16 protein-coding genes are annotated in these 22,285 nt (G+C 73.1%); 8 read left to right on the plus strand and 8 right to left on the minus strand.

Annotation, left to right across the window (positions count from 1 at the left end):
• Window positions 1-55 precede the first annotated feature (55 nt).
• The gene (locus EDD30_RS05820) at window positions 56-949 is read left to right on the plus strand and encodes an ATP-binding protein (RefSeq protein ID WP_071803001.1); all 894 of its coding nucleotides are present in this window, start codon (window positions 56-58) and stop codon (window positions 947-949) included.
• 171 nt (window positions 950-1,120) lie between these two features.
• Here EDD30_RS05820 and EDD30_RS05825 read toward each other — a convergent pair whose 3' ends face one another.
• Window positions 1,121-2,173: a helix-turn-helix transcriptional regulator gene (locus EDD30_RS05825; protein ID WP_071803002.1), complete on the minus strand. Its 1,053-nt coding sequence runs from the start codon at window positions 2,171-2,173 to the stop codon at window positions 1,121-1,123.
• Window positions 2,174-2,351: 178 nt separating this feature from the next.
• On the opposite strand from EDD30_RS05825, the gene EDD30_RS05830 reads away from it, so the two are divergent.
• Window positions 2,352-2,705: a saccharopine dehydrogenase family protein gene (locus EDD30_RS05830; protein ID WP_244945136.1), complete on the plus strand. Its 354-nt coding sequence runs from the start codon at window positions 2,352-2,354 to the stop codon at window positions 2,703-2,705.
• Window positions 2,706-3,006: 301 nt separating this feature from the next.
• Entirely contained in the window at window positions 3,007-4,095 is a 1,089-nt protein-coding gene (gene corA, locus EDD30_RS05835) for a magnesium/cobalt transporter CorA (protein WP_084556078.1), read from the plus strand.
• A 52-nt stretch (window positions 4,096-4,147) separates the two neighbouring features.
• On the opposite strand, the gene EDD30_RS05840 is transcribed toward corA, so the two are convergent.
• On the minus strand, window positions 4,148-4,546 hold the full coding sequence (locus EDD30_RS05840) for a hypothetical protein (protein ID WP_394328209.1): 399 nt from the start codon (window positions 4,544-4,546) through the stop codon (window positions 4,148-4,150).
• A 191-nt stretch (window positions 4,547-4,737) separates the two neighbouring features.
• Here EDD30_RS05840 and EDD30_RS05845 point away from each other — a divergent pair, with 191 nt between their 5' ends.
• The 5 genes from EDD30_RS05845 (at window position 4,738) to EDD30_RS05865 (ending at window position 10,368) form a co-directional block, all read left to right on the plus strand.
• The gene (locus tag EDD30_RS05845; protein WP_071803004.1) at window positions 4,738-7,299 is read left to right on the plus strand and encodes a sensor histidine kinase; all 2,562 of its coding nucleotides are present in this window, start codon (window positions 4,738-4,740) and stop codon (window positions 7,297-7,299) included.
• On the plus strand, window positions 7,296-7,979 hold the full coding sequence (locus tag EDD30_RS05850; protein WP_071803005.1) for a response regulator: 684 nt from the start codon (window positions 7,296-7,298) through the stop codon (window positions 7,977-7,979). The genes EDD30_RS05845 and EDD30_RS05850 overlap by 4 nt, the downstream gene beginning before the upstream one ends.
• Before the next feature lie 91 nt (window positions 7,980-8,070).
• Window positions 8,071-8,466: a hypothetical protein gene (locus EDD30_RS38175; protein WP_143162537.1), complete on the plus strand. Its 396-nt coding sequence runs from the start codon at window positions 8,071-8,073 to the stop codon at window positions 8,464-8,466.
• Between the two features lie 67 nt (window positions 8,467-8,533).
• A complete protein-coding gene (locus EDD30_RS05860; RefSeq protein ID WP_170047082.1) occupies window positions 8,534-9,436 on the plus strand; it encodes an MEDS domain-containing protein in 903 nt (300 codons plus the stop codon).
• On the plus strand, window positions 9,433-10,368 hold the full coding sequence (locus tag EDD30_RS05865) for a sensor histidine kinase (RefSeq protein WP_071803008.1): 936 nt from the start codon (window positions 9,433-9,435) through the stop codon (window positions 10,366-10,368). The genes EDD30_RS05860 and EDD30_RS05865 overlap by 4 nt, the downstream gene beginning before the upstream one ends.
• Before the next feature lie 420 nt (window positions 10,369-10,788).
• On the opposite strand, the gene EDD30_RS05870 is transcribed toward EDD30_RS05865, so the two are convergent.
• The 6 genes from EDD30_RS05870 to EDD30_RS05895 all read right to left on the minus strand — a co-directional run bounded on the left by EDD30_RS05870 (window position 10,789) and on the right by EDD30_RS05895 (window position 22,283).
• Entirely contained in the window at window positions 10,789-11,136 is a 348-nt protein-coding gene (locus EDD30_RS05870; RefSeq protein WP_170047086.1) for an FtsX-like permease family protein, read from the minus strand.
• A 94-nt stretch (window positions 11,137-11,230) separates the two neighbouring features.
• Complete coding sequence (locus EDD30_RS05875; protein ID WP_071803009.1) at window positions 11,231-12,271, minus strand: methyltransferase; 1,041 nt, start codon at window positions 12,269-12,271, stop codon at window positions 11,231-11,233.
• The gene (locus tag EDD30_RS05880) at window positions 12,271-13,734 is read right to left on the minus strand and encodes an MFS transporter (protein WP_244945565.1); all 1,464 of its coding nucleotides are present in this window, start codon (window positions 13,732-13,734) and stop codon (window positions 12,271-12,273) included. Before EDD30_RS05880 ends, EDD30_RS05875 begins: the two co-directional genes overlap by 1 nt.
• Before the next feature lie 46 nt (window positions 13,735-13,780).
• Complete coding sequence (locus EDD30_RS05885; protein WP_123678107.1) at window positions 13,781-18,238, minus strand: non-ribosomal peptide synthetase; 4,458 nt, start codon at window positions 18,236-18,238, stop codon at window positions 13,781-13,783.
• Window positions 18,235-21,546 (minus strand): non-ribosomal peptide synthetase, encoded by a 3,312-nt coding sequence (locus EDD30_RS05890; RefSeq protein WP_071803018.1) that lies wholly within the window; start codon window positions 21,544-21,546, stop codon window positions 18,235-18,237. Before EDD30_RS05890 ends, EDD30_RS05885 begins: the two co-directional genes overlap by 4 nt.
• Window positions 21,546-22,283 (minus strand): DUF6875 domain-containing protein, encoded by a 738-nt coding sequence (locus tag EDD30_RS05895; RefSeq protein WP_071803012.1) that lies wholly within the window; start codon window positions 22,281-22,283, stop codon window positions 21,546-21,548. Before EDD30_RS05895 ends, EDD30_RS05890 begins: the two co-directional genes overlap by 1 nt.
• Window positions 22,284-22,285: the final 2 nt, after the last annotated feature.

Consider the following 22,285-nt stretch of genomic DNA (forward strand, 5'->3'; position numbering starts at 1 on the left):
TGCTCTATAGCATCTAATAGGCCTCTTCGTCCGTCGGCTGAGTGGAGGGAGCATCATGGATCTTCGCGCGCCGTTGATGGTCAACACCGGAGGACCGCGGCGGATCGAACCCACGCTGACCGCCCGCAGCGACATCGACAACGCGGTGATCGAGCTGAAGGTGTACGGACGCTGGAGTCGTCACCTGCCGGTCCTGGCCGCTACGGGGATCAGCAAGTGCTTCGCGGAAAGCCCTAGGGCCGTCATCGTCGACCTGCTCGAACTTGAGGATCCGTTGGCCGCCAGTGCACCGACCTGGTTCACCGCCGGGCTGCGGGGCCGGGCGCTGGGGCCGCCCGTGCCGGTCCTCGTCTGCCTGCCGCCGGCGGCACCGCTCGCCGTACGGTTGGGCCGCATGGGCGCCCGATGGAGCCTTCCCCTCTATGCGAGCGTGCCGCAGGCGCGTACGGCCGTTGCCGGCCGGCTGCCGCTGACCGAGCGGGAGCGGCTCCGCTTGGCGCCCGAACCGGATGCCGCCCGCCTGGCCCGCGACCTGGTGGCGAAAGCCTGCCGTGCTTGGCACCTCAAGAAGCTGCGGCACCCGGCTCAGATGGTTGCCTGCGAGCTCGTCCTCAACGCCGTCGAACACGCCGGCACCCCCATCGAGGTCACGGTGTCCAAACGCGGTCGCGGTCTGCACCTGGCCGTCGCCGACCATGACCCGCGACTGCCCCGGCTGCTCGATCCGGCATCGGCGCCCCCGGGCCCTGCCGGGGAATACCGAGGGCAGGGACTGCGGGTGGTCCATGCTGTTGCGACCTCGTGGGGCGCCATGCCCACCACAACGGGCAAGGTCGTCTGGACCATCTTCCAAGAACGCAAGCCTCGCCGGAGCGCAGCGAACCCTGCCCGTGCCTGCCCGCGACACGGTCGACCACCAACGGACACGGGTAGGACAGCACCATCCTGAACAGCAGGCACCGCCCGGCGTCACCCCGCACACGTGAAGATGTTCTCGTCGTACGCGCCGAAGTGCGTCGAGTCCGACGCGACCGCGGTGGAGCCGGCGTTCCAGACCTGTTCCGAGCGCACGCGAAGGTGGCGTGGCGATCTCCACGGCCATCGTTGGCGCCGACTGTGCTCAATCATGACGCCCTTCGCGGGGTGGTGTCCTGAGGGTCAGTTCGGCGGGGATGTAAAGGCCTCGGCGGGCCGCGCGTACCGCCGCCTCGGTCCGCGATGCCACACCTAGTTTCTCCATGATGCGGGCAAGGAGGACGGCCGCCGTGCGGCCGCTGACGTGCAGGGCCACGGCGATGTGCGCGTCGGGGCAGCCCTCGACGAGTAGGCCGAGGACCTCCAGCTCGGTGAGGGCCAGACCGCGCAACGGCGGTGGCGGCGACAGGAGCACCACCACCCGCAGGTCGCTGGGAGGCTGCGGGGAGCAGGCCAGCGCGGTCAGCCGCAGCAGCGGCGGCCCGGGCAGGTCCGCATCGTTGTGCCGGCACAGGAAGGTCGTGTGGACCCGGCCCCCGTGCAGCCGGTGGAGGGCGGCGGAAAGCACCGGTCCCCCAGGAGCCAGCAGGGCATGGCGCGGTAGGCCCGGCAGGGCGATGGATTCACCTGCGCGGGAGACGACCGCTCCGGCGGCGGCATCGGTGACTATGCCCGCGACGGCGGCGACCGTACGCAGCGGGTCCACCGCATAGGCGATCACCGGCATGATCTCGTGCAGCAGGTCGCGGATGGCGTCACTGGCCGGGCGGGGATCGGCGCTGTTGACGGTGAACAGACCGAGGAAACGGCCGTCGGCGGTGAACAGCCCGCTGCCCAGACCCTCGCGAAACCCCGCCGGATACAGATGGTCCGCCCACAACGGCAGCTCGTCCGGCAGTGGGGCGAGGTCGCAGACCCGCAGGGGCCGGTGGCTGCCGTGCAGGTCCATCCGCTCGAGGTCCGTGACGAGCGCCGGACTGTCGAGATAGCGATGGGCCCCCTCGAATCCCGAACGGACCAGCGGCAGGTGGCGGTGCCGCTCGGCATCGAACAGGGTGATGAAGGCCGCGTCGTAGGGGGTGATGCGCCGCAGCGGCCCCAGCAGCGCCAACGCCCGGTCCTTGATACTCGCCGGCATGGTGGCGATGCGGATGATCTCGCCCGCCGCCCGCCTCACCTGCGCGGATACCTCCACCATGACGCACCGCCCCGGGCTCGCATCGGCCTTCCTCACTATCCATTGTCCGCTCTCTACGCCGATGTCAACTCTCGCCGGCTGCCATACCACTACACGGTCGGCTACACCGCTCGGCCACCCCGCCGTACCGTCCGCCCCACCTGGCGAAGCCTCGGCCACCCCAACCGGGCCCTTCGCCTTGACCGCCGGCGCGGTGGTGGAGGCGGCACTACGCGCCGGTATCCCGTACGTCGACGTGGCGGCTGAGATCGAGGCGAACGTCGACACGTTCGCGCACTTCGCCGAACGCGCCCTCGCCGCCGGCACCGTGGTGGTCCCAGCGATGGCCTTCTACGGCGGCCTCGGCGACCTGCTGGTCACCACCGCGATGGGCAACTGGACGTCCGCAGACGAGGTGCACGTCGCTTACGGCCTGAGTAGCTGGTACCCGACCGACGGCACGCTCGCCTCTGGCGTGGTCTCGGCGCAGCGGCGCGGTGGCGCCCTATCCGCGCACCTCACGCTGCATGCACCAGCGGACACCCGCGGCTGACCAGCGATCCGTGCCGGCCTGGCACTGTGCCTGCTCACATCGCTCGCCGCGATCGTGACCGCCATCGTCGTGGCCCCTCGGTGAAGCGGTGGATCCACGCCGTCCGGCACATCGAGTCACCGCGCCTTTTGTCCGTGCTGCTCTTCACCGCTTGGATCGTATTCCCCACCGTCGCCGTTGCCGGCGGCCCGGACCATCTGCCGGGATAGCCTCGGGCGGGATTTGGGAGCATGTGAAGGCCGCAGCCGCTCAGGGGATACGGCCTCTGCGGAATCACCAACGGATTGCAGAGGAGACACCCATGCGTGAACGCCCGGGAGTGCATCTGCCAGGACTGCTTCGAGGACAGGGCGCCCGAGCCGGCGTCGATGGTCCGCCCCCGGCGCGCGCGACGTCGGGTGTGGTCGATTGCGCCCTCTATCGCGACGGTGCCCGCGTGGAGGGCTCGGAGGGTACGGCTGAGCTGTACGCGCAGGCCCGTGACATCGATGGTGCGTTCGTATGGATCGGCCTGCACGAGCCGGACGAGAAGACGTTCACCGGGGTTGCGGAGATCTTCGGTTTACACCCCCTCGCCGTCGAGGACGTCGTGCATCAGGAGCAGCGGCCCAAGTTGGAACGCTACGAGGATGTCACCTTCCTCCTCGTGCGGGCGGCACAGTACGTCGATCACGCGGCGCTGACCGACACCAGCGAGATCGTCCATACCGGCGTGGTGTGGATCTTCGTCGGTGAGCACTTCGTGGTGACCGTCCGGAAGGGCACGGTGGGGGAACTCCGTTCCGTACGCGCCGAACTCGAAGCCGTGCCGCATCTGCTGGCGCAGGGCCCGTGGGCGGTCGTGCACGCCGTGTACGACCGGGTCGTCGACGCCTACGTCGACATCGCCGCCGCCATGCAGACCGACCTCGACATGGTCGAGGCGTCGGTGTTCAGCCGCGACCCGAACCTCGGCATCGAGCAGATCTACCAGTTCAAACGCGAGCTGATGGAGTTCAAGGCCGCTGTCATGCCGCTGCAGCGGCCGTTGTCGACGATCGTGGACCGGCAGGCCGGCGCCCTGCCCAAGGAGATCCGGCGTTACTTCCGGGACGTCGCCGACCATCACGCCCGGGTCGTGGAGCAGGTGATCAGCCATGACGACCTGCTGACCTCGATCCTGCAGGCGCGCCTGGCCCAGGTGACCGTCGCCCAGAACAACGACATGCGCAAGATCGCATCGTGGGCGGCCATCGCCGCTCTGCAGACCGCCATCGCCGGCATCTACGGCATGAACTTCGCCTTCATGCCGGAACTGCAATGGCGCTACGGCTACCCCGGCGTGCTGACCGTCATGGTCCTCAGTGCCGTGGCACTTTACCGGCGGCTACGCCGAGCCGGTTGGCTCTGATGCCCGTCGGGCACCGGCCGCGATCGCGGCCGGGAATCATACCGCTGCCCGATCATGCGCCGACGTGGATGCTGGCCGGCCTGGCGGCGTACCTGATCAGGAGCCGACGTGGATGCCGGGCCGGCGGGCCTGCTCGGGTTCGTGTCTGCGGATGATCTCGCGGGTGACGGGTGCGGTGTCGCCGCGGCCGAGGAGGAAGTAGCGGATCATGTGGAACAGGGGGCTGCATGCCGGAGATGGCGATGCCGTCGGGCTTCTCGACGATGTTCTCCACCAGGGCGTACAGCAGCACGGCGGTCAGCGCCCCGAAGCCGGCCGCGGCGCGGCGTCGGCGGTGGCGCCGCGCCCAGGCGGTGACGGCGAAGGCGCCGGAGACCATAGCGGCGTCTGCTCCGGTGGGCCCGGCGTCCATCACGTCTTCCACCCTGCTCGTCACGACATCGGCTCTCACGGCTGCGACCGGACGGCCGCCCGATCAGGCCGGATCAGTCTGGGGTCTGTGGGGCGTCCCGCCTCGAACGCTGGGCGTAGAAATCGCGTGAAAATCCGGTTCGTCGGCGGAGGGGCGGAGCGGTTGGCACCGACGCCTACGGCAACCTGAAGCGCCGGTATTTCTGGGTGGCCAGCAGGCGGGAGGGCAATGTGGCGCGTGGACATCTGCGCGTGTACCTCGGGGCTGCCCCCGGCGTGGGCAAGACGTACAGGATGCTGGAGGAGGGGCACCGGCGCGCGGCGCGCGGCACCGACGTGGTGATCGGCTTCGTCGAGTGTCACGGCCGCCCGCAGACCGAGGCCCTCGTGCACGGTCTCGAGGTCATCGCGCGCCGAGCGGTGAGCTACCGGGGCGCGATGTTCACGGAGCTCGACGTCGACGCGGTTCTCGCGCGCCGGCCCGAGGTGGCCCTGGTCGACGAGCTGGCCCACGCCAATGTCCCCGGCTCCCGCCACGCCAAGCGTTGGCAGGACGTGCAACTCCTCCTGGACGCCGGCATCACCGTCATCACCACGGTGAACATCGAGCATCTGGAGTCGCTCAACGACGTCGTCGCCGCGATCACCGGTGTGCCGCAGCAGCAGACACTTCCCGACGCGGTGGTCCGCGCCGCTGAGCAGGTCGAATTGGTCGACATGGCGCCCGAGGCCCTGCGCCGCCGGATGGCCCACGGCAATGTCTACTCTCCCGAGAAGGTCGACGCTGCGCTGGGCAACTACTTCCGGGTCGGCAACCTCACCGCCCTGAGGGAAGCGGCCCTGCTCTGGCTGGCCGACAAGGTCGACACCGAGCTCGGCCGCTACCGCGCCGACCACCGCATCGATGCCACCTGGGAGACCCGCGAACGCGTGGTCGTCGCGCTCACGGGCGGCGGCGAGGGCGACACCCTCATTCGTCGCGCCGCCCGCATCGCCGCTCGCAGCAGGGGCGCCGACCTCGTCGCCGTGCACGTCGCCCGCACTGACGGCCTCGCCGACGCCGACCCCGCCCACCTGGCCCGCCAACGCCTGCTGGTCGAGGGGCTCGGCGGCGTCTACCGCCAGGTCGTCGGCACCGACGTTGCCACGGCGCTGCTCGACTTCGCCCGCGGCGTCAACGCCACCCAACTCGTCCTCGGCGCCAGCCGCCGCGGACGCCTCGCCCAGCTGCTGTCCCGCGGCGTCGGCGTCACCACCACCGCCGAGTCCGGCCCCATCGACGTGCACCTGGTCACCCACGAGCAGGTCAAGCGGGGCCGGCGCGGCGGCTTCCCACCCACCCACGGCCTGTCGCCGCGTCGCCGCCTCGCCGGACTGACCCTCGCCGGCGCCGGCCTGCCCCTACTCACTGCCGCCCTCGCCGCTTCCCGCGACACACTGGGGCTGTCCAGCATCATCCCCCTGTACCTCGTCGCCGTCGTCGCGGTCGCGCTCGTCGGCGGCATCTGGCCCGCCGTCGCCGCCGCGATCGCCAGCTTCCTGACCCTCAACTGGTACTTCACCCCACCGCTGCGCCGGTGGATCATCGCCGAGCCGGAGAACCTGCTCGCCCTGCTGGTGTTCCTGATCGTCGCCGCCGCGGTCAGCACCGTGGTCGACCTGGCCGCCCGACGCACCAGCGAAGCCGCCCGCGCCCGCGCCGAGGCCGAAACCCTGTCCACCCTCGCCGGCAGCGTCCTGCGCGGCGAACGCCCCCTGACCGCCATGCTCGACCAGCTCCGCGACACCTTCCACCTCGACGCCGTCACCCTGCTCGAGCGCGACCCGGACACCCCCGACAGCCCCGACCTGAACCGGCTGCCCGCCGCGTGGCGTGTCGTCGCCGCGGTCGGTGGTGAAGCCAGCCGGACCCCGACCGACGGCGACACCGACGTCCTCGTCGAACACACCTATTCCCTGGTGCTGCGCGGTCACGCCCCCACCGCCGCCGACCGGCGCGTACTGGAAGCCTTCGCCGCGCAGACCGCCGTCGCCCTGCGCCAGGAACGCCTCGCCGAACGCGCCGCCACCGCCGAGCCCCTCGCCGAAGTCGACCGCGTCCGCACCGCGCTGCTGCGCGCCGTCAGCCACGACCTGCGCACCCCCCTCGCCGCCGCCAAGGCCGCCGTGGGAAGCCTGCGCAGTCGCGACGTGGTCTTCGCCGACGCCGATCGCGAGGAGCTCCTGGCCACCGCCGACGAATCTCTCGACCGGCTCGGCCGCCTGGTCGACAACCTGCTCGACATGAGCCGCCTGCAGGCCGGTGCGCTCGGCGTGCACCCCCAGCCTGTCAGCGCCGCCGAGATCGTGCCCCGCGCCGTCGACGACCTCGGCCCGCCCGGCGCCGCCGTCACCATCCACTTCCCCGACGACCTGCCCGAGGCGCACGCCGACCCCGACCTGGTCGAACGGATCCTGGTCAACCTGCTGTCCAACGCGCTGCGGCACAGCCCGCCCGACCGGCCACCCGCCGTGACCGTCAGCGCCCACGGCGGCCACCTCGAGATCCGCGTCATCGACCACGGCCCCGGCATCCCCGACACCCACCGGGACCAGATCTTCCTGCCCTTCCAACGCCTCGGCGACACCGACAACGCCACCGGCGTCGGTCTCGGACTGGCTCTCGCGCGCGGCCTCGCCGAAGCCATGGGTGGCACCCTGAACCCGGACTCCACCCCCGGCGGCGGGCTCACCATGGTCCTCTCCCTGCCCGCCGCCACCCGCTGCGCCCACGTCCCGGGAGACCCGGCATGACCCGCATCCTCGTCGTCGACGACGAGCCGCAGATCCTGCGCGCCCTGAGGATCAACCTCCACGCCCGCCGGTACGACGTCCTCACCGCCGCCGACGGCGCCGAAGCCCTGCACACCGCCGCCAACCACCAGCCCGACCTCGTCGTGCTCGACCTCGGCCTGCCCGACATGGACGGCGTCGATGTCATCCGCAAGCTCCGCGAGTGGACCCCGATCCCCATCATCGTGCTCTCCGGCCGCGCCGGCAGCCCCGACAAGGTCCAAGCCCTCGACGCCGGCGCCGACGACTACGTCACCAAGCCGTTCAACATCGACGAACTCCTCGCCCGGATCCGCGCCGTCACCCGCCGCAACACCACTACCGACACCCCCCACCAGACCCGGATCGGGCGGTACACCGTCGACCTGTCCGCTCACACCGTCCGCGCCACCGACGACACCCACCACGCCGTGCACCTCACCCCCACCGAATGGCACCTGCTCGAAGTGCTGCTGCGGGAGCCCGGCAAGCTCGTCAGCCAACGCCACCTCCTGCAGCAGGTCTGGGGGCCGACCTACCAGCAGGAAACCCACTACCTGCGGCAGTACATGGCTCACCTGCGCCGCAAGCTCGAACCCGACCCCACCCGACCCCGGCACCTGCTCACCGAACCCGGCATGGGCTACCGCTTCCAGCCCTGACCGACCACCACGCCGCTGGTGGCCACGCGTCGTCGGCGCGCGCCTACGACAGTGGGTACGGCGTGCTTCGGCGGCAGCCATCCTCATCCCGTTGATGTTCATCGGCTGGCCGGGCCCGATCACCGTGGCAGTGCTGGCGCTGCGCCACCGCCGACACCACCGTCTCCGCCGGCGACATGCTCATCGTCGCGGGCACCACCGGCAGCGTGCAGGCGTTCGCCCACGCGACCTGAACTGCATGGACCACCTGCGACGCGCGCTACTCGCCGCAAGAGTCCTGAGCGGCGAGTTCGGTGAGCACATCGGCGGCGTCGCGGTTGCCCGCGTCGGCGAGGCGGCGCAGTTCTTCCGTGTCGCCGCGGTCGGATCTGCGTACGCCATGAAGGCAGTCGCCGACGAGATCCACGAGCCGAACGAAGTTGCGACCGCGATCGCAGACAAGCTGCTTGCCGGCGAGAACGATGACAACTGTCAGCTCACCGCCTGACTCCGGCCAGGATGCCGCTCAACCGGCATCGCGTGCACAATTGGCTCGGACGCTGGAGAGGGGTGTCATGTCAGAGGCGGGGACGATGGAGCAGCTCCAGCTCGGTGATCACGTCTGTGCGTTCGTCGACGGCACCAACGATGGTCTCGACCTGATCGCACGAGCCGTCGCGGCCGGTCTCGACGCCGGTGACAAGGTGATGGTGTTCACCGAGTCGCTGCTTCCGGTCGCGGTGCTGGCCGGTCTGGAGGCGCGTGGCGTCGCGGTGGCGCCGGCCCAGCGGGCCGGGCAGGTACAGGTGTTGCCGTCTCCCGAGGTGTACCTGCCGGCCGGCCGGTTCGAGCCCGCCCGCATGCTGGACTCGCTGACCGGCCACCTCGAACAGGCCGCCGCGGATGGCCACCCGGGGCTGCGGCTGGTCGGCGACATGCCGTGGGCGTCGGGCGAGCCGGCCGCAGCCGATCATATGGTCGCCTACGAGGCGCAGGTCAACCGGTTGTACATGGAGGGACGCGCGCTGGGGGTCTGCCTCTACGACCGGCGTGCCTTCAGCCGCGGTCTGCTGCAGAAGGTGGCGCGTGCGCACCCGGCGACACTCATCGAGGGCGCCGCGGCTGACGCTACGCCGCTGTTACGCATCCGTCGCACCAGCCACCCGTACGGGCTGCGGTTGATCGGCGAGGCCGACTTCAGCAACGAGACGGCTCTGGCCGCAGCGTTGGATGCAGTACTGGACCGGCAGCCTGACCCGGTCGCCCCGATCGTCGTCGACGTCGAGGGCCTCAGGTTCGCCGACGCCAGCACCGCCGCGCTGCTCGTCCGGCTCACGCTGCGGGCGCCCGGCGGGGTCCATATCAGCGGATGCCATGGGACCGTCGCCAAGGCCCTGGACCGCCTTGGCGTCACACAACTGAGCAAGCTGCACCTGACTCGCGCGTGCGACGGTGCCGGGACGGAGATGGTCGCGTGAGTACCGCCACCGCGGAACAGTTCGTGCACCCGGCGCTGTTGTACCGCGACGATGAGGAGTACCTGGCCGGCACCGTGCCGTACATCCTCGACGGGCTGGCCGCCGGGGAACCGGTCGCGGTTGCCGTCCCCGGCCCCAACCTCACACTGATCCGAGACGCCCTGGGCGCGGACGCCGAGCGGGTGCTGCTGCGCGACATGACGGTGGCCGGCCGCAACCCTGGCCGGATCATCCCCACCGTCCTGCTCGCCTTCGCCAACGCCCACCCAGGGCGGCGGGTTCGTCTGATCGGCGAGCCCATCTGGGCCGGCCGCAGCGCCACCGAGTACCCCGCGTGCGCCCAGCACGAGGCCCTGATCAACGCCGCGTTCGCTGACCGACCGGCCACGATTCTGTGCCCGTACAACACCGAGCTGCTCGACCCGGTGTGGATCGAGGACGCGTACAAGACACATCCGGTCATGCTCGACGCGGACCGCCGCTTCGACAGTGCCTCCTACCACGATCCGGTCGCCGTCGCCGCCAGCTTCAACCGGCCACTGCCCGACCCGCCCGCCGACGCGGCCACCATCACCATCGACTTCTGCACCCTGCAGGCGGTACGTCGCTTCGCCGCCGCTCACGCCGACCGGGCCGGTCTGACATCCGAGAGGATCGCCGATCTCGCTCTCGCCATCAACGAGTTGGCCACCAACACCGTCAAGTACGGCGGCGGCACCGGCGAACTCGCCATCTGGACCCACGAGCGTCACCTCGTCTGCCAACTGACCGACGGCGGGCACCTCAGCGACCCCCTCGCCGGGCGCATCCCCGTACCGGCCGACGCCCTCAACGGCGGCCGGGGACTGCTGCTGGTCCACCAGCTCTGCGACCTGGTGCGCATCCACACCACACCCGAGGGCACCACCATCCGCGCCCACCTGCACCGCTGACAGCCGGCTTGCTTCTGACCAATGTGTCATGAGGTCTGATCTCCCGGCACCCGGGTGGCCTGATAGATGTGCGGCGTCCCGGCGAGTCTGCTGCACATTGCCCCGCTGCCACACCGGCCTGAGCTGCTCGTGCGCGATGATCGCCTGCCGCTCGGGCCTGCCTGCGTCGTCGCCTCGGCCCACGCGCCGGCCGCCATCCTTCGGCCCATCAGCTCCCACCGTGGTCATCGGTCCGGACACACTCCACGACGACCATCGATCGGAGCCGGAGTCGAACGCCCATCTCTCTCCCGCATCCACCCGGGCGAAGTACGGACGAAGACCCTCGGCCGCATGACGGCAGCTCGCCGCCGCCGTGCCTGGACGGCAGGGAAGAATCTCGGCTCCGCCCGCGGCCGGCCGGCACCGGTCCCGCCCGGCTCATGCGGGTCGCGGCCGGATGACGTTCCAGGTGACGATCCCGCTGGCCGCGGCGGCCATGATCAGGGAGCGGAGAATCGCCGCGGACACGACCGCGCCGTTGAGGTGTGGGGTGACCGGTGTACCAGTGACCTGCGAGAGCCCGGCTGCCGGTCCGCTTAGCGGTGGCAGTGTCACCAGCAGGCCGAGGCCCACGCCGACGACCACCACCAGGACGGTCTCCGAGAGCACGAACGACAGCAGTTGCCGGAGGGTACCGCCCGCCGATTTCATGACCGTGAGGTCGGTGCGACGCCCGAACGCCGACATGGCCATGCTGTTGGCGGCGGCCAGCCCGGTGTAGCCCACGGCGACGGCGCCGTCCCTGGCAGCCGGTCTTCGCGCAGGCCGGGCTGCGCTGCCGGCACTCCGCCTGCACCTCGTGCCGGAGCACGGCTGTGCTTTACGACCTGGACCCCCGTACGGCCGTCACCAGATGATCGGTGGGTGAGCGTTCCAGCACGTGCCGGTCCACGCTGGTGAAGCCGGCGTCGGTCAGAAGCGTGGTCAGCTCGGCGTAGCCGTACACCCGGCCGCCCTGGGTGTGGAACAGGTTGAGGCTGAACGCCTGGACGAACGCCTCTGCCGGCCCCGGCGGCCGCTCGACATCGGCGAGGGGCTCCAGCAGGAGCAGCCGGCCTCCGGGGCGCAGGGCGGCCGCCACCCGGCCGAGCAGCGTCGCGACCTCCGCCGGGCGGTACCCGTGCACGATGTTGAACAGCAGTGCCACGTCGTGCCCGGTGCCGAGGTCGGCGGTGAACAGGTCTCCCGGGCACAGCTCGATCCGGTCCGTGAGGCCCGCGGCGGCCACGGTCGCCCGGCCCTGCTCCAGTGCGCCGGCCAGGTCGACCACTTTCGCCCGCAGCTCGGGGTAGGCGGCGCACAATGCCACCGGGTACGCGGCGTGCCCGCCGCCGAGGTCCAGCAGGCTCGCCGGCCCGTCCGGCACCGGTACCCGCGGGACCACCTCACCGGCCAGCCAGCCGGCGAGCCGGCTCAGCATGGTGTGGAAGTCGGCGAGGGTGTCGGGGCGCGCGTCCAGCCAGGCGTAGAAGTCACCGTCCGGCTTGCCGCGGCGCAGCGATTCTTCCAGGCCGCCCCACCGCTCGGTCAGCACGGTGTGCCAGAACGACAGTACGGGCGCGTAGCTGTCGGATCCCTCGCGCAGCAGCCAGCGGACCGCGTCGGGACTGTTGGTGTACGCGCCGCCGACACGGGTCAGATACCCGAACGCGACGAGGGTGTCGCACAGGACACGGGCCCCGTCGGGGTCGAGGTCCAATCGGCCGGCCAGCTCGTCCGCATGGAGCGCTCCGCGGGTGAGGGCCTCGAAGACGCCGAGCCGCTGCGCGGTTCCGGCGGCGTGGAAACCGACTGTGCTGAGCAGGTCGAGGTGGGCGCCCGGGATCCCGGCGGCCTCCTCGGGGGTCAGTGGTACCGGCATCAGCCGACTCCTTCCCGTACGGTGGACTCCTTGGACGTTCCGGCTGCCGACGCCGCCTTTCCGCCGGGCGGGCCGGCGTCGGGAGCTGTCGCGGCGAGCGGACCGGCCTCGGGAGCGGTCGCGGCGAGCGGGACGGCGTCGGGAGCTGTCGCGGCGAGCGGGGCGGCGTCGAGGTCCTGCGCGTCCGGCAGATCGTCCACCCGGCGCAGGCTGGGCACGGCGTACGCGACGGCGGCGAGCGCGAGCATCGCCACGCCGGTCACGGCGAAGATCAGCGCGATGCCGCGGCCGGGGCCGGTGCCGAGCAGCGCGCCCGGGCCGGTGGCGAGCGCCCCACCGTCGCGCATCAGCGGCTCGGCGACCCGGTCCGCCAGGGGCCCGGCGGCGACGTACGCCAGCGGCACGGCGGCGTCGCCGACGACCCGGGCGGCGGCCATCACCCGGCCGAGCACCGCCGACTCCACCTTGGTCTGCAGCAACGTCATCGCCGCGGTGTTGATGATCGGCAGCGTGAACAGGAACGCCGGTGCCACGACCGCGATCAGCCACGGCGACGGGGCGAGGGAGTGCAGCGCCAGCGCCACGCCGCCGGCGGCGAGACCGGCATGGACGCCGGTGACCCGCCGCCGCGGCCCGCCCCAGGCGCTCATCACGAGGCTTCCGGCGAAGAGACCGGCACCTCCGGCGAACATCAGCGCGCCGAGTGTCGCCGCCGGGGCGAAGGACAGGATGAGAGGCTGGACGAGTACCCCGGCCAGGGCGAAGAGCGCGTTGTAGAGGCCGAAGACGACGAGAAGTGCCGGCAGCCCGGGCCGCTCGCGCAGGTGACGCCAGCCGGCTGCCGCCTGCCGCCAGGCCGGGCCCGGTGGCCCGGCCGCGGTCCCGGCACCGCCCGCGCCGGCCGGCCGGGTCACTTCCGGTGGCATCCGCACCACGAGAAGCGTGGCCGCGGCGACCGCGAACGTGCCCAGATCGAGCGCGATCACGCCGCCCACCCCGATCGACGCCACGAGAGCCCCGGCGAGCAGCGGCGCCGCGATCTGCACGGCACGCCCGGCCTGCATCATCCCGTTGAACCGGGCGAGATGTCGCTTGCCGACGAGCCGGGGCGTCAGGGAGGCGTAACTGATCTGGTGCAGCACGCCGGCCGCCGCACCGACCGCCGTGGTGACGTAGACATGCCATACGGCCAGCAGCCCGGCTGCGTACAGGACGGCGACGGCACCGGTGGCGAGCGCCGCGACGGCGTCGGCGCCCAGCATCAACCGGCGCCGGTCCCACCGGTCGGCGAGGACGCCGGCGAACGGCGCCGCCAGGATCGCCGGCAGCGTGCTCGCCAGGAAGATCATCGCGAATTGGCTGACCGAGCCGGTGCGCTGGTACACCCAGACGCCGAGGACGAACGCGGTCAGGCTGGAGCCGACGAGCGAGACGAGCTGCCCCGCCCAGACGGTGACCAGCAACCGGGCCCGCCGGGGGTCGGCGCGCTCCGGCGGCACGGTCGCGGTTTCAGGCACGGCGGCTCCCATTGGTCGGCCGGTCGAGGGCGCCGGCGCAGACGGTTGTCGGCCGGTCGAGGGCGCCGGCGCGGACGAGGTGGTCGAGGTAGCGGTGCAGCAGCGCGGCATCGACCGGCGGGCAGGGCGCGCCGGCCGCCGCCTCGGTCGCCGAGCAGTCGAACCGGGGCTGTCCGCCACCCGGCGGTCCCGCCTCACCGGTCGGCGGTGGGAAGAGCGGCGCGAACGCCGCCAGAGCGGCGTCCGGCCGGGCGAGCAGCGCCGCCCGCCAGCGCGGGTACGGCATCGGCTCGACCGGATAGCCGTACTCGGCCAGGGCGGCGGCCAGTTCGTCGTGGCCGAGGGTCCGGCCGTAGAAGTGCCAGTCGCTTCCGGCGCTCTGGCGGGACAGCCGACCGATCGCCGTCACCACATGATCCACCGGGGCGAGGTCGACCGGTACGCCGAGATCCGGTACGCCGCCGAGCTGCACGCACGTGACGAGCAGCCGACTGAACCAGTCGTCGACGTTGCCGACGCCGGTGGCGGCGTCGCCGGTGACCCGGGCCGGTCGGTACACCGAGACCGGCAGGCCGCGCTCGCGGGCGGCCCGGGCGAGGGCGTCCGCCACCCATTTGCTGGCGTTGTACCCGTCGCCGAGCGCGCTGTCGTCCGGAGGGTCACTCTCTCGCACGGTGGTACCGATCCGGCCGGAGGTCAGGTAGACGCCCAGCGTGGACACGAGGTGCACGGCGCACGGCCGGCCCCGCCCGGCGAGTCGCAGCACCTCCAGCGTGCCCTGCACGTTCGCCGGGCGCAGGGCCGCGTAGGAATGGAGGAAGTTGACGGCGCCACCGTTGTGGTAGACGGCGTCGACCGTGTCGGCGAGCCGATCGGCGACGGCGGCGGTCAGCCCCAGGTTCGGCGCGGCCAGGTCACCGGGGAGCCCGGTGAGGCGCTCGGCGTCGGTGGCGCGCCAGAGCCCGTAGCGGGCCAGGTTCTCCCGGACCCGGGCGAGCGCGGCATCGCCGGTGGCGGCGCGCACGAGGCAGTACACCTTGGCCGTACCGGCGTCGAGCAGGTCGCGCAGCAGGTAGGCGCCGAGGAAGCCGGTAGCGCCGGTGACCAGTGCGGTCACCGGCACGGCCGGCGGCGCCCCGGCCGGCAGCGCCGCGCAGACGTCGTCGGGCAGGTCCGCGTCGGCCCGCAGCGTCCGCTCCAGCTCCGCCGCCGCGGCACCATCCGTCGACGTCCCGGAGCGGGCGCCGTCGACGAGGGACGCCAGCGCGCCGAGGTCGGCGGCGGCCAGGACGGCCCGGACGGGCAGCTCGGCGCCCAGCTCCGCGGCGATCCGGGCGATCAGCGGCCCGGCCAGCAGCGAGTGCCCGCCGACGTCGAAGAAGCTGTCCCCGGCCCCGATCGGTTCCTGCGTACCGGTCAGTTCGGCCCAGATCCGCGCGAGGCACCGCTCGGTGCCGGTTCGCGGGGGAAGGTGCGGCACCGCCGCGGTGGCCGAGCCGGGCGGCGGCAGTGCCGTCTCGTCCAGCTTGCCGTGCCGGTTCAACGGAAGTGCGGCGACGACCACGAACGCCGCCGGGACGAGGTATTCGGGCAGCCTCTCGCGCAGCGCCCGCCGCCAGGCGGCGGCCGGCGGCGGGTCGTCGCCGACGACGTACGCGACCAGCTCGGGGCGGGCGGTCACCGCGACCTGACGGACCCCGGGCAGCGCGGCGACCGCGGCCTCCACCTCAGCCAGCTCGATCCGGTGCCCACGGATCTTGACCTGCCGGTCGGCACGGCCGAGAAACTCCAGGCTGCCGTCCACGCGCTGCCGGGCGAGGTCGCCGGTGCGGTACATCCGGGCGCCGGGCCGGTCCGCGAACGGATCCGGCAGGAACCGGTCCGCGGTGGCGGCGGGGTCGGCGAGGTAGCCGCGGGCCGGGGAGGCACCGCCGAGGTGGAGTTCGCCCGTCACCCCGACCGGCACCTCCCGCAGGGCACCGTCGAGCAGGTACGCCCGCACGTTCGGCAGCGGCACGCCGATCGGCAACGGGGCGCCGGTGGTCTCGGCGGCGTCGACGCTGCGGTGGGTGGTGGCGCAGACCGTCCCCTCGGTGGGGCCGTAGTGGTTGACCAGGGGCACCCTGCCGCCGGTCAGCGTGGCCCACCGCTGCACGGCGAGGGCCGGAACCGCCTCGCCGCCGACCATCACGAGCCGCAGCGCTGGCGGGACCGCGGCGGGCCGGACGTCGGCGAGGTCGGCCACCCACCGGCGCCACAGCGGCGCGGCGGCGTCGACGGCGGTGACGCCGTACCGGGTGCAGAAGGCCAGCAGCGCCGGACCGGTCAGCTCCGCGGGTCGCTCACACATCAGCAGCGCGGCCCCGCTGACCAGGGCCGGGAACACGTCGCCGGCGGAGGCGTCGAAGCTGAGGGGAGGCAGCATGAGCAGCCGGTCGGCCGGGGTGAACCCGTGCACCTCGACGAAACCGTGGACGAGGTTGACCAGGCTGCGGTGGTTCACCTGCACACCCTTGGGGGTGCCGGTGGAGCCGGAGGTGTAGATGACGTACGCGAGCTGGTCGGGGTGGTGGGGCGCCGCGCCGCTCGGCGGGTCGTCCGGTTCGGGGCCGTCGGGCGCCAGCACCGTGCCGCCGTACCCGGGAATGCCCGCGTCCGCGACCAGCAGCGGCGCACCGGCGTGGGCGAGCAGCGCGGCGAGGCGGGCCGGCGGATGGCCCGGGTCGAGCGGCAGATATCCGGCACCGGCGCGCAGGATGCCGAGGATTGCGACGACCGCGGCGGGTGAGGCGCGCAGCGCCAGCCCGACCGGGACCTCGGGGCCGGCGCCGGCGGCGCGCAGCCTCCGGGCCAGCCGGTCGGCGCGGGCCAGCAGTTCGCCGTAGCTGACGACCTCGTCGCCCGCGACGACGGCCGGTGCGTCCGGCTGCGCGGCGGCCCGGGCGGCGACCAGCTCCGCGACGTTCGCGCCCGGGTACTCCCGTCGGCCGCCGCGCCAGCCGACCTGCGCCGCGCGCTCCGCCGGGCCGCGGACGTCCAGCTCGGACAGCCGGATGCCGGGCCGGTCGACGAGCGCGGCCAGCACTTGCCGGTAGCGGTCGACCATCCGGTCGACCGTGGCCGCGTCGTAAAGGTCGGTGTCGTGGTCGACGACGACCCGCAGCCCAGTGCCGGTGTCGTCCACGAAGAACGTGAGGTCCATCCGGGTCGTGTCGCGAGCGAAGCCGAGCGGCTCGATCGCCAGCCCGGCCACGGCACGGCCGCCCGTCCCGCGCGGCGGGTTGAGCACGAACATGACCTGGAACAGCGGGTTGCGACCGTCCCGGCGGGACACCCGGGCGGCCTCCACGATCCGGTCGAACGGCAGCCCGGCGTGGTCGATCGCCTCGACGTACCCGGCCTTGACCCGGTCCAGCGCCTCGGCGAGGGTAGGGTCGCCGCCGAGGTCGGTGCGGATCGGGACGCTGTTGACGAACATGCCGACCGCGTCGGCCAGTTCCGGCCGGTTCCGAGTGGTCACCGGAGAACCGACGCAGATGTCGTCGCTACCGGTGAGTCGCGCGAGCAGCATCTGCAACGCGGCGAGGAGCACCGCGAACCGGGTGGCGCCGTGCGCCCGGCAGACCTCGTCGACGCCGTCACGCAGGCCGGCCGGGAACCGGTGCTCACGGGTGCCACCGCGCCCCGAGGCGGCGGCGGGGCGGGGCCGGTCGGTGGGCAGGTCGAGGCCGTCGGGTACGCCGTCGAGCCGACCCGCCCAGTAGGCGCGTTGCCGGCTCAGTCCCTCGCCCCCGTCACGATCGCGCAGCCAGAGCGCGTAATCCGGGTATTGGCACCCGACCGGCGGCAGCTCCGGCCGGTGCCCGGCGTGCAGGGCGGCGTAGGCGGCGGTCAACTCCCGGACGATCACCACGAGCGACCGGTCGTCGCCGACGATGTGGTGGGTGGCGAGCACCAGCGCATGGTCTTCGGCGCCCAGCCGGATCAGCAGCGCCCGCAGCAGTGGCGGGGCGGCCAGGTCGAACGGGGTCTCGATCTCGGCGCGAACGGCCCGGTCGACGGCGGCGGCGTCCGCGCCGGGTAGCTCGGCGTGGCGAATCCGGACCCGGGCCCGCGGGGCGTCCGGGGCGAGGACCCGCTGCCGGGCGCCACCGGCGGCGTCGGGGACCAGCCCGGTGCGCAGCGCCTCGTGCCGCGCCACCACGGTGTCGACGGCGCCCTGCAACGCCTCCGGATCGAGCGGTCCGCGCAGGCGGGCCGCCCACGACAGCACGTACGCGGAGCTGCCCGGGCTCAACCGGTCGAGGAACCACAACCCTTCCTGCAACGGGGACAGCGGCACCGGCAGGTGGGGTTCACGGCGCGCGATGGGCGTTTCGGTGCGGGCCAGGCCACGCTCGGCGAGCAGCCGGCGCAGCAACGCCTGGCGGTCGGTCGCTTCGGTCGTCATGCGTCCCCCAGCAGCACGCGTACGTCGTCGTCGGACATCGCCGCCACGTCACGGTGCAGCGCGGCCACCTCGTCCACATGGCCGGGACGCGGCTCCAGGCGGTGCAGGACCTCGGCCAGCGCCGCAACGGTCGGCGCCTCGAACAGCGCCCGGAGCGGCACGTCGACGGAGAACAGCGCCGACACCCGGGAGAGCGCCTGCGCCCCGAGCAGGGAGTGGCCACCGAGCCGGAAGAAGTCGTCGTGGGCGCCGACCCGGGCCACACCGAGCACGTCGCGCCACACCTCGGCCAGCACCTGCGCCACGAGGCCGTCCGGGGCGACGTACTCCCCCGCCTCCGCGTCGGTCCACGCCGGCGGCGGCAAGGCCGTCCGGTCCGTCTTGCCGTTGGGGTTGCGGGGCAGTTCCGCCAGCGGCACCGCCGCGGTCGGAAGCATGTACTCGGGCAGCCGGACGGCGAGCCGGGACCGCAGCGCCGCCCACAGCTCGTCGGCGGCGTCCGTCCCCGTCCCGCCGGCCGGCACGAGGTACGCGACGAGCCGCACATCACCGCCCCCGCCGTCCCATGTGGTCACGACCGCGTCGGCGACCTCCGGTTGCGCCCGCAACAGCTCCTCGATCTCGCCGAGCTCGATCCGGAAGCCGCGCACCTTGACCTGATGGTCGGCCCGTCCCAGATACTCCAGCCGCCCGTCAGGCCGGTACCGGGCCAGATCGCCGGTGGCGTACAGGCGGGCGCCGGGGCGGCCGGCGAACGGGTCCGGCCGGAACCTGTCGGCGGTCAGGCCCGGGCGGCCGTGGTAGCCGCGGGCCACGCCGAGGCCCCCGATGTGCACCTCGCCGACCACTCCGGCCGGCACCGGCTGCCCGGCCCGATCCAGCACGTAGAGGCGCGTGTTGGCGATCGGGACGCCAAGGTCGATGCCGGCCGGGGCGGGCGGAACCTCGGCCGCGGCCGACCAGACCGTCGTCTCGGTCGGCCCGTAGCAGTTCCACAGGGCGGCGTGGTCGGCGCGCAGGGCGTCGGCGAGGTCGCGGGGCAACGCCTCGCCACCGCAGAGCCGCAGCCGCAGCGTGCCGGGCACGCCACCGGCGGCGAGCAGCAGCCGCCACGTGGCCGGGGTGGCCTGCATCGCGGTGATCTGCTCGGCGGCGAGCAGGCGCCGCAGCGCGGCACCGTCGGCGGCCACCGCGGCGCCGACGACGGTGAGTCGGGCGCCGGTGACGAGCGGCAGCAGCAGCTCCAGGACCGAGATGTCGAACGACAGCGTGGTGACCGCCGCGAACCTGTCGGCCGGGCCGAGGCCGACGGCGTCCACGAACCCGGCGAGCAGGTTCACCACGGCGGCGTGCGGGACGGCGACGCCCTTCGGCCGGCCGGTCGAGCCGGACGTGTAGATCAGGTACGCCAGCCCGTCCGGGTGTGCCGGCGCGGGCGGCGTAGGGTCGGCCGCGGCCAGCACGGCGGCGTCATCGTCGAGGCAGACGACCTCGGCGACGCCGGCGAGCGCCGCGCCCAGGCGGGCCCGTACGGCCCGCTCGGTCACGAGCACCCGCGTCCCGGAGTCGTCGATCATGTACCGCAGCCGGTCGGCCGGGAGCGCCGGGTCGAGTGGCAGGTAGCCGCAGCCGGCCCGCCAGGCCCCGAGAACGCTTGTGACGAGCCGCCCGCCGCGCTCCAGGCAGATCGCGACCGGGCTGTCCGGGGTGGCGCCGCGCTCGCGCAGCACCGCCGACAGCCGGGCCGCGTCGCCGTGCAGCCTGCCGGCGGTCCACTGGCCGTCGGGGCCGGTGACGACCGCGGCGGTCGCCGCCGGGTTCGGCTCACCCAGCAGTTCCACTGCGCTGCCGACCGGCGGCAGCTCCCGGTCGGTGGCGTTCCACTCGACCAGCGTCCGCCATCGCTCGACCCCGCTGAGCAGCCCGATCTCGGTGACCGGCCGGTGCGGGTCGGCAAGGCCCGCGTCCATCAGCGTGAGCAGGTGCCGGACGAACCGCTCGATGGTCGCCGCGTCGAACAGGTCGGTGCTGTACTCCACGGCGAGCCGCAGGTCGTCGCCGTCGGACACGGCGACGAGCGTGAGGTCGAACTTCGCGGTACCGCTGTCCAGCGCGAGTGACGTGGCGCTGGTACCGACGAGATCCAGCTCGGCGCGCGGGGCGTTCTGCATGATGAGCTGTGCCTGGAAGATCGGGGCGTGGCCGAGGCTGCGGGCCGGGCGCAGCTCTTCCACCAGCTTCTCGAACGGCACGTCGGCGTGGCCGAGTCCGTTCAACACCGCCTCTCGCGCCCGGCGGACGAGCTCGGCGAAGCCCGGGCTCCCGGCGGTGGAGACGCGCAGCGGCAACGAGTTCACGAAGAAGCCGATCAGCGGCTCGACGTCGGGGTGCGACCGCCCGGCGACCGGGGTGCCGACCACCACGTCGGGCTGCCCGCTGTACCGCGACAGCAGCGCCTGGAACGCGGCGAGCAGCGTCATGAACGGCGTGGCCTGGTGCACCCGGGCGAAGTCGTTCAGCCGGGCGGTCAGCGCCGGACCGGCCGCCGCGTAGTGCACCGCACCCCGGTACGACCGGGTGGCGGGGCGGGGCCGGTCGGTCGGCAGACTCAGCAGTGCCGGGGCTCCGGCGAGGGCGTCGCGCCAGTAGGCGAGCCGGCGGGCCGGTTCCTCGCTGCCCGGAGCGAGCCGCTCCCGCTCCCAGACCGCGAACTCCCCGTACTGGGTGGGCAGCGGCGCCAGCGCGGGGTCGGTGCCGTCCCGGGCGGCGGCGTACGCGGCGTTCAGCTCGGCGTGGAGCACCCCGAGCGACCAGGCGTCGGCGACGATGTGGTGCAGGCACAGCGCGAGGTAGTGCACCTCGTCGTCGGCCCGGACCAGCAGCGCGCGCAAGAGCGGACCGGTGACGAGATCGAACGGGCGGGCGGCCTCCGCCCACATCAGCCGCTGCGCCTCGGCCTCCCGGGCGGCCGGGTCGGCGCCCGGATCGGCGGCGCCCAGGTCGGTGACGGTCAGCTCGGCGGGGCGCGGGGGATGGACGAGCTGCACGGGTTCCCCGCCGGAGTCGGCGAAGGTGGTCCGCAGTGCCCCGTGCCGGGCCACCACGGTGTCCAGCGCGACCCGCAGCGCCGCGTGGTCCAGCGGGCCGGCGATGCGGGACGCCACCGGAATGTTGTAGACGGGGTCGCCGGGATGGAACCGGTCCAGGAACCACAACCGGCGCTGACCGGACGAGAGCGGGTACGCACGCGGCGCCTGTGCCCGCCGGGCGAGCAGCCGGGCCACCTGAGCGCGCTTGTCCTCGTTCATCACACCCCCTGCGGCTGCGGCGCGGCAACGCGGCCGGGCTCGTCCCCGATCGCGACACCGGGCGCCGGCAGTCCCCAGCGGGCCGCCTCGGCCGCCACCCGGCGGCGCAGCGCCGCCGGTACCACCTCGCCGAACAGCCGCAGGTAAGCGGCGACGAGATCGCGGTCACCGGCCAGGAACGGAAAGTCGGTGACGACCATGTGCCGGATCGCGAGCAGCGGCAGCGGGCTGCGCAGCGGCCGGAAGTCCGCGTTCCACAGCCCGGCTTTCGGGGGCGGACCGCCGTGGAACTCACCGATCATCAGCCCGTCGGCGACGTACCGCGGCTTGAGCCGTTGCTGGGTGGCGTCGACCACGGTGGCCGCCGCCTCGACCGGCAGGTCCGGGAAGACCAGCAGGATCGTCTTGAACTGGGCACCCGGCCCGGTGACCGGTTCCAGTCGCCGGAACCAGTCCCGGTACTCCACGAGCAGCCGCTCCAGGGCCGCGGCGTCGATCGACGTCCCCCGCCGCACCGCGAGGTAGAAGGAGCCGCGTTCCAGTGACGCCTGGGCGTACGGGCAGACCGGTCCGCGACGGCCCAGTTCGGGGTGCGGGCGGCAGAGGTACTCGCGGGCCCAGTGCACGACCGCGCGGAGCTGGTCGACGGCGCCCGCGGCCGCCGGATGGGGCTCGGCGGCGGCCAGGTCGGCGACCTCGAACAGGAGGGTGCCGGGGTGGTCGGGGTGCGTCAGCATTC

The sequence above is a fragment of the Couchioplanes caeruleus genome, from assembly GCF_003751945.1.
Taxonomy (GTDB): Bacteria; Actinomycetota; Actinomycetes; order Mycobacteriales; family Micromonosporaceae; genus Actinoplanes; species Actinoplanes caeruleus.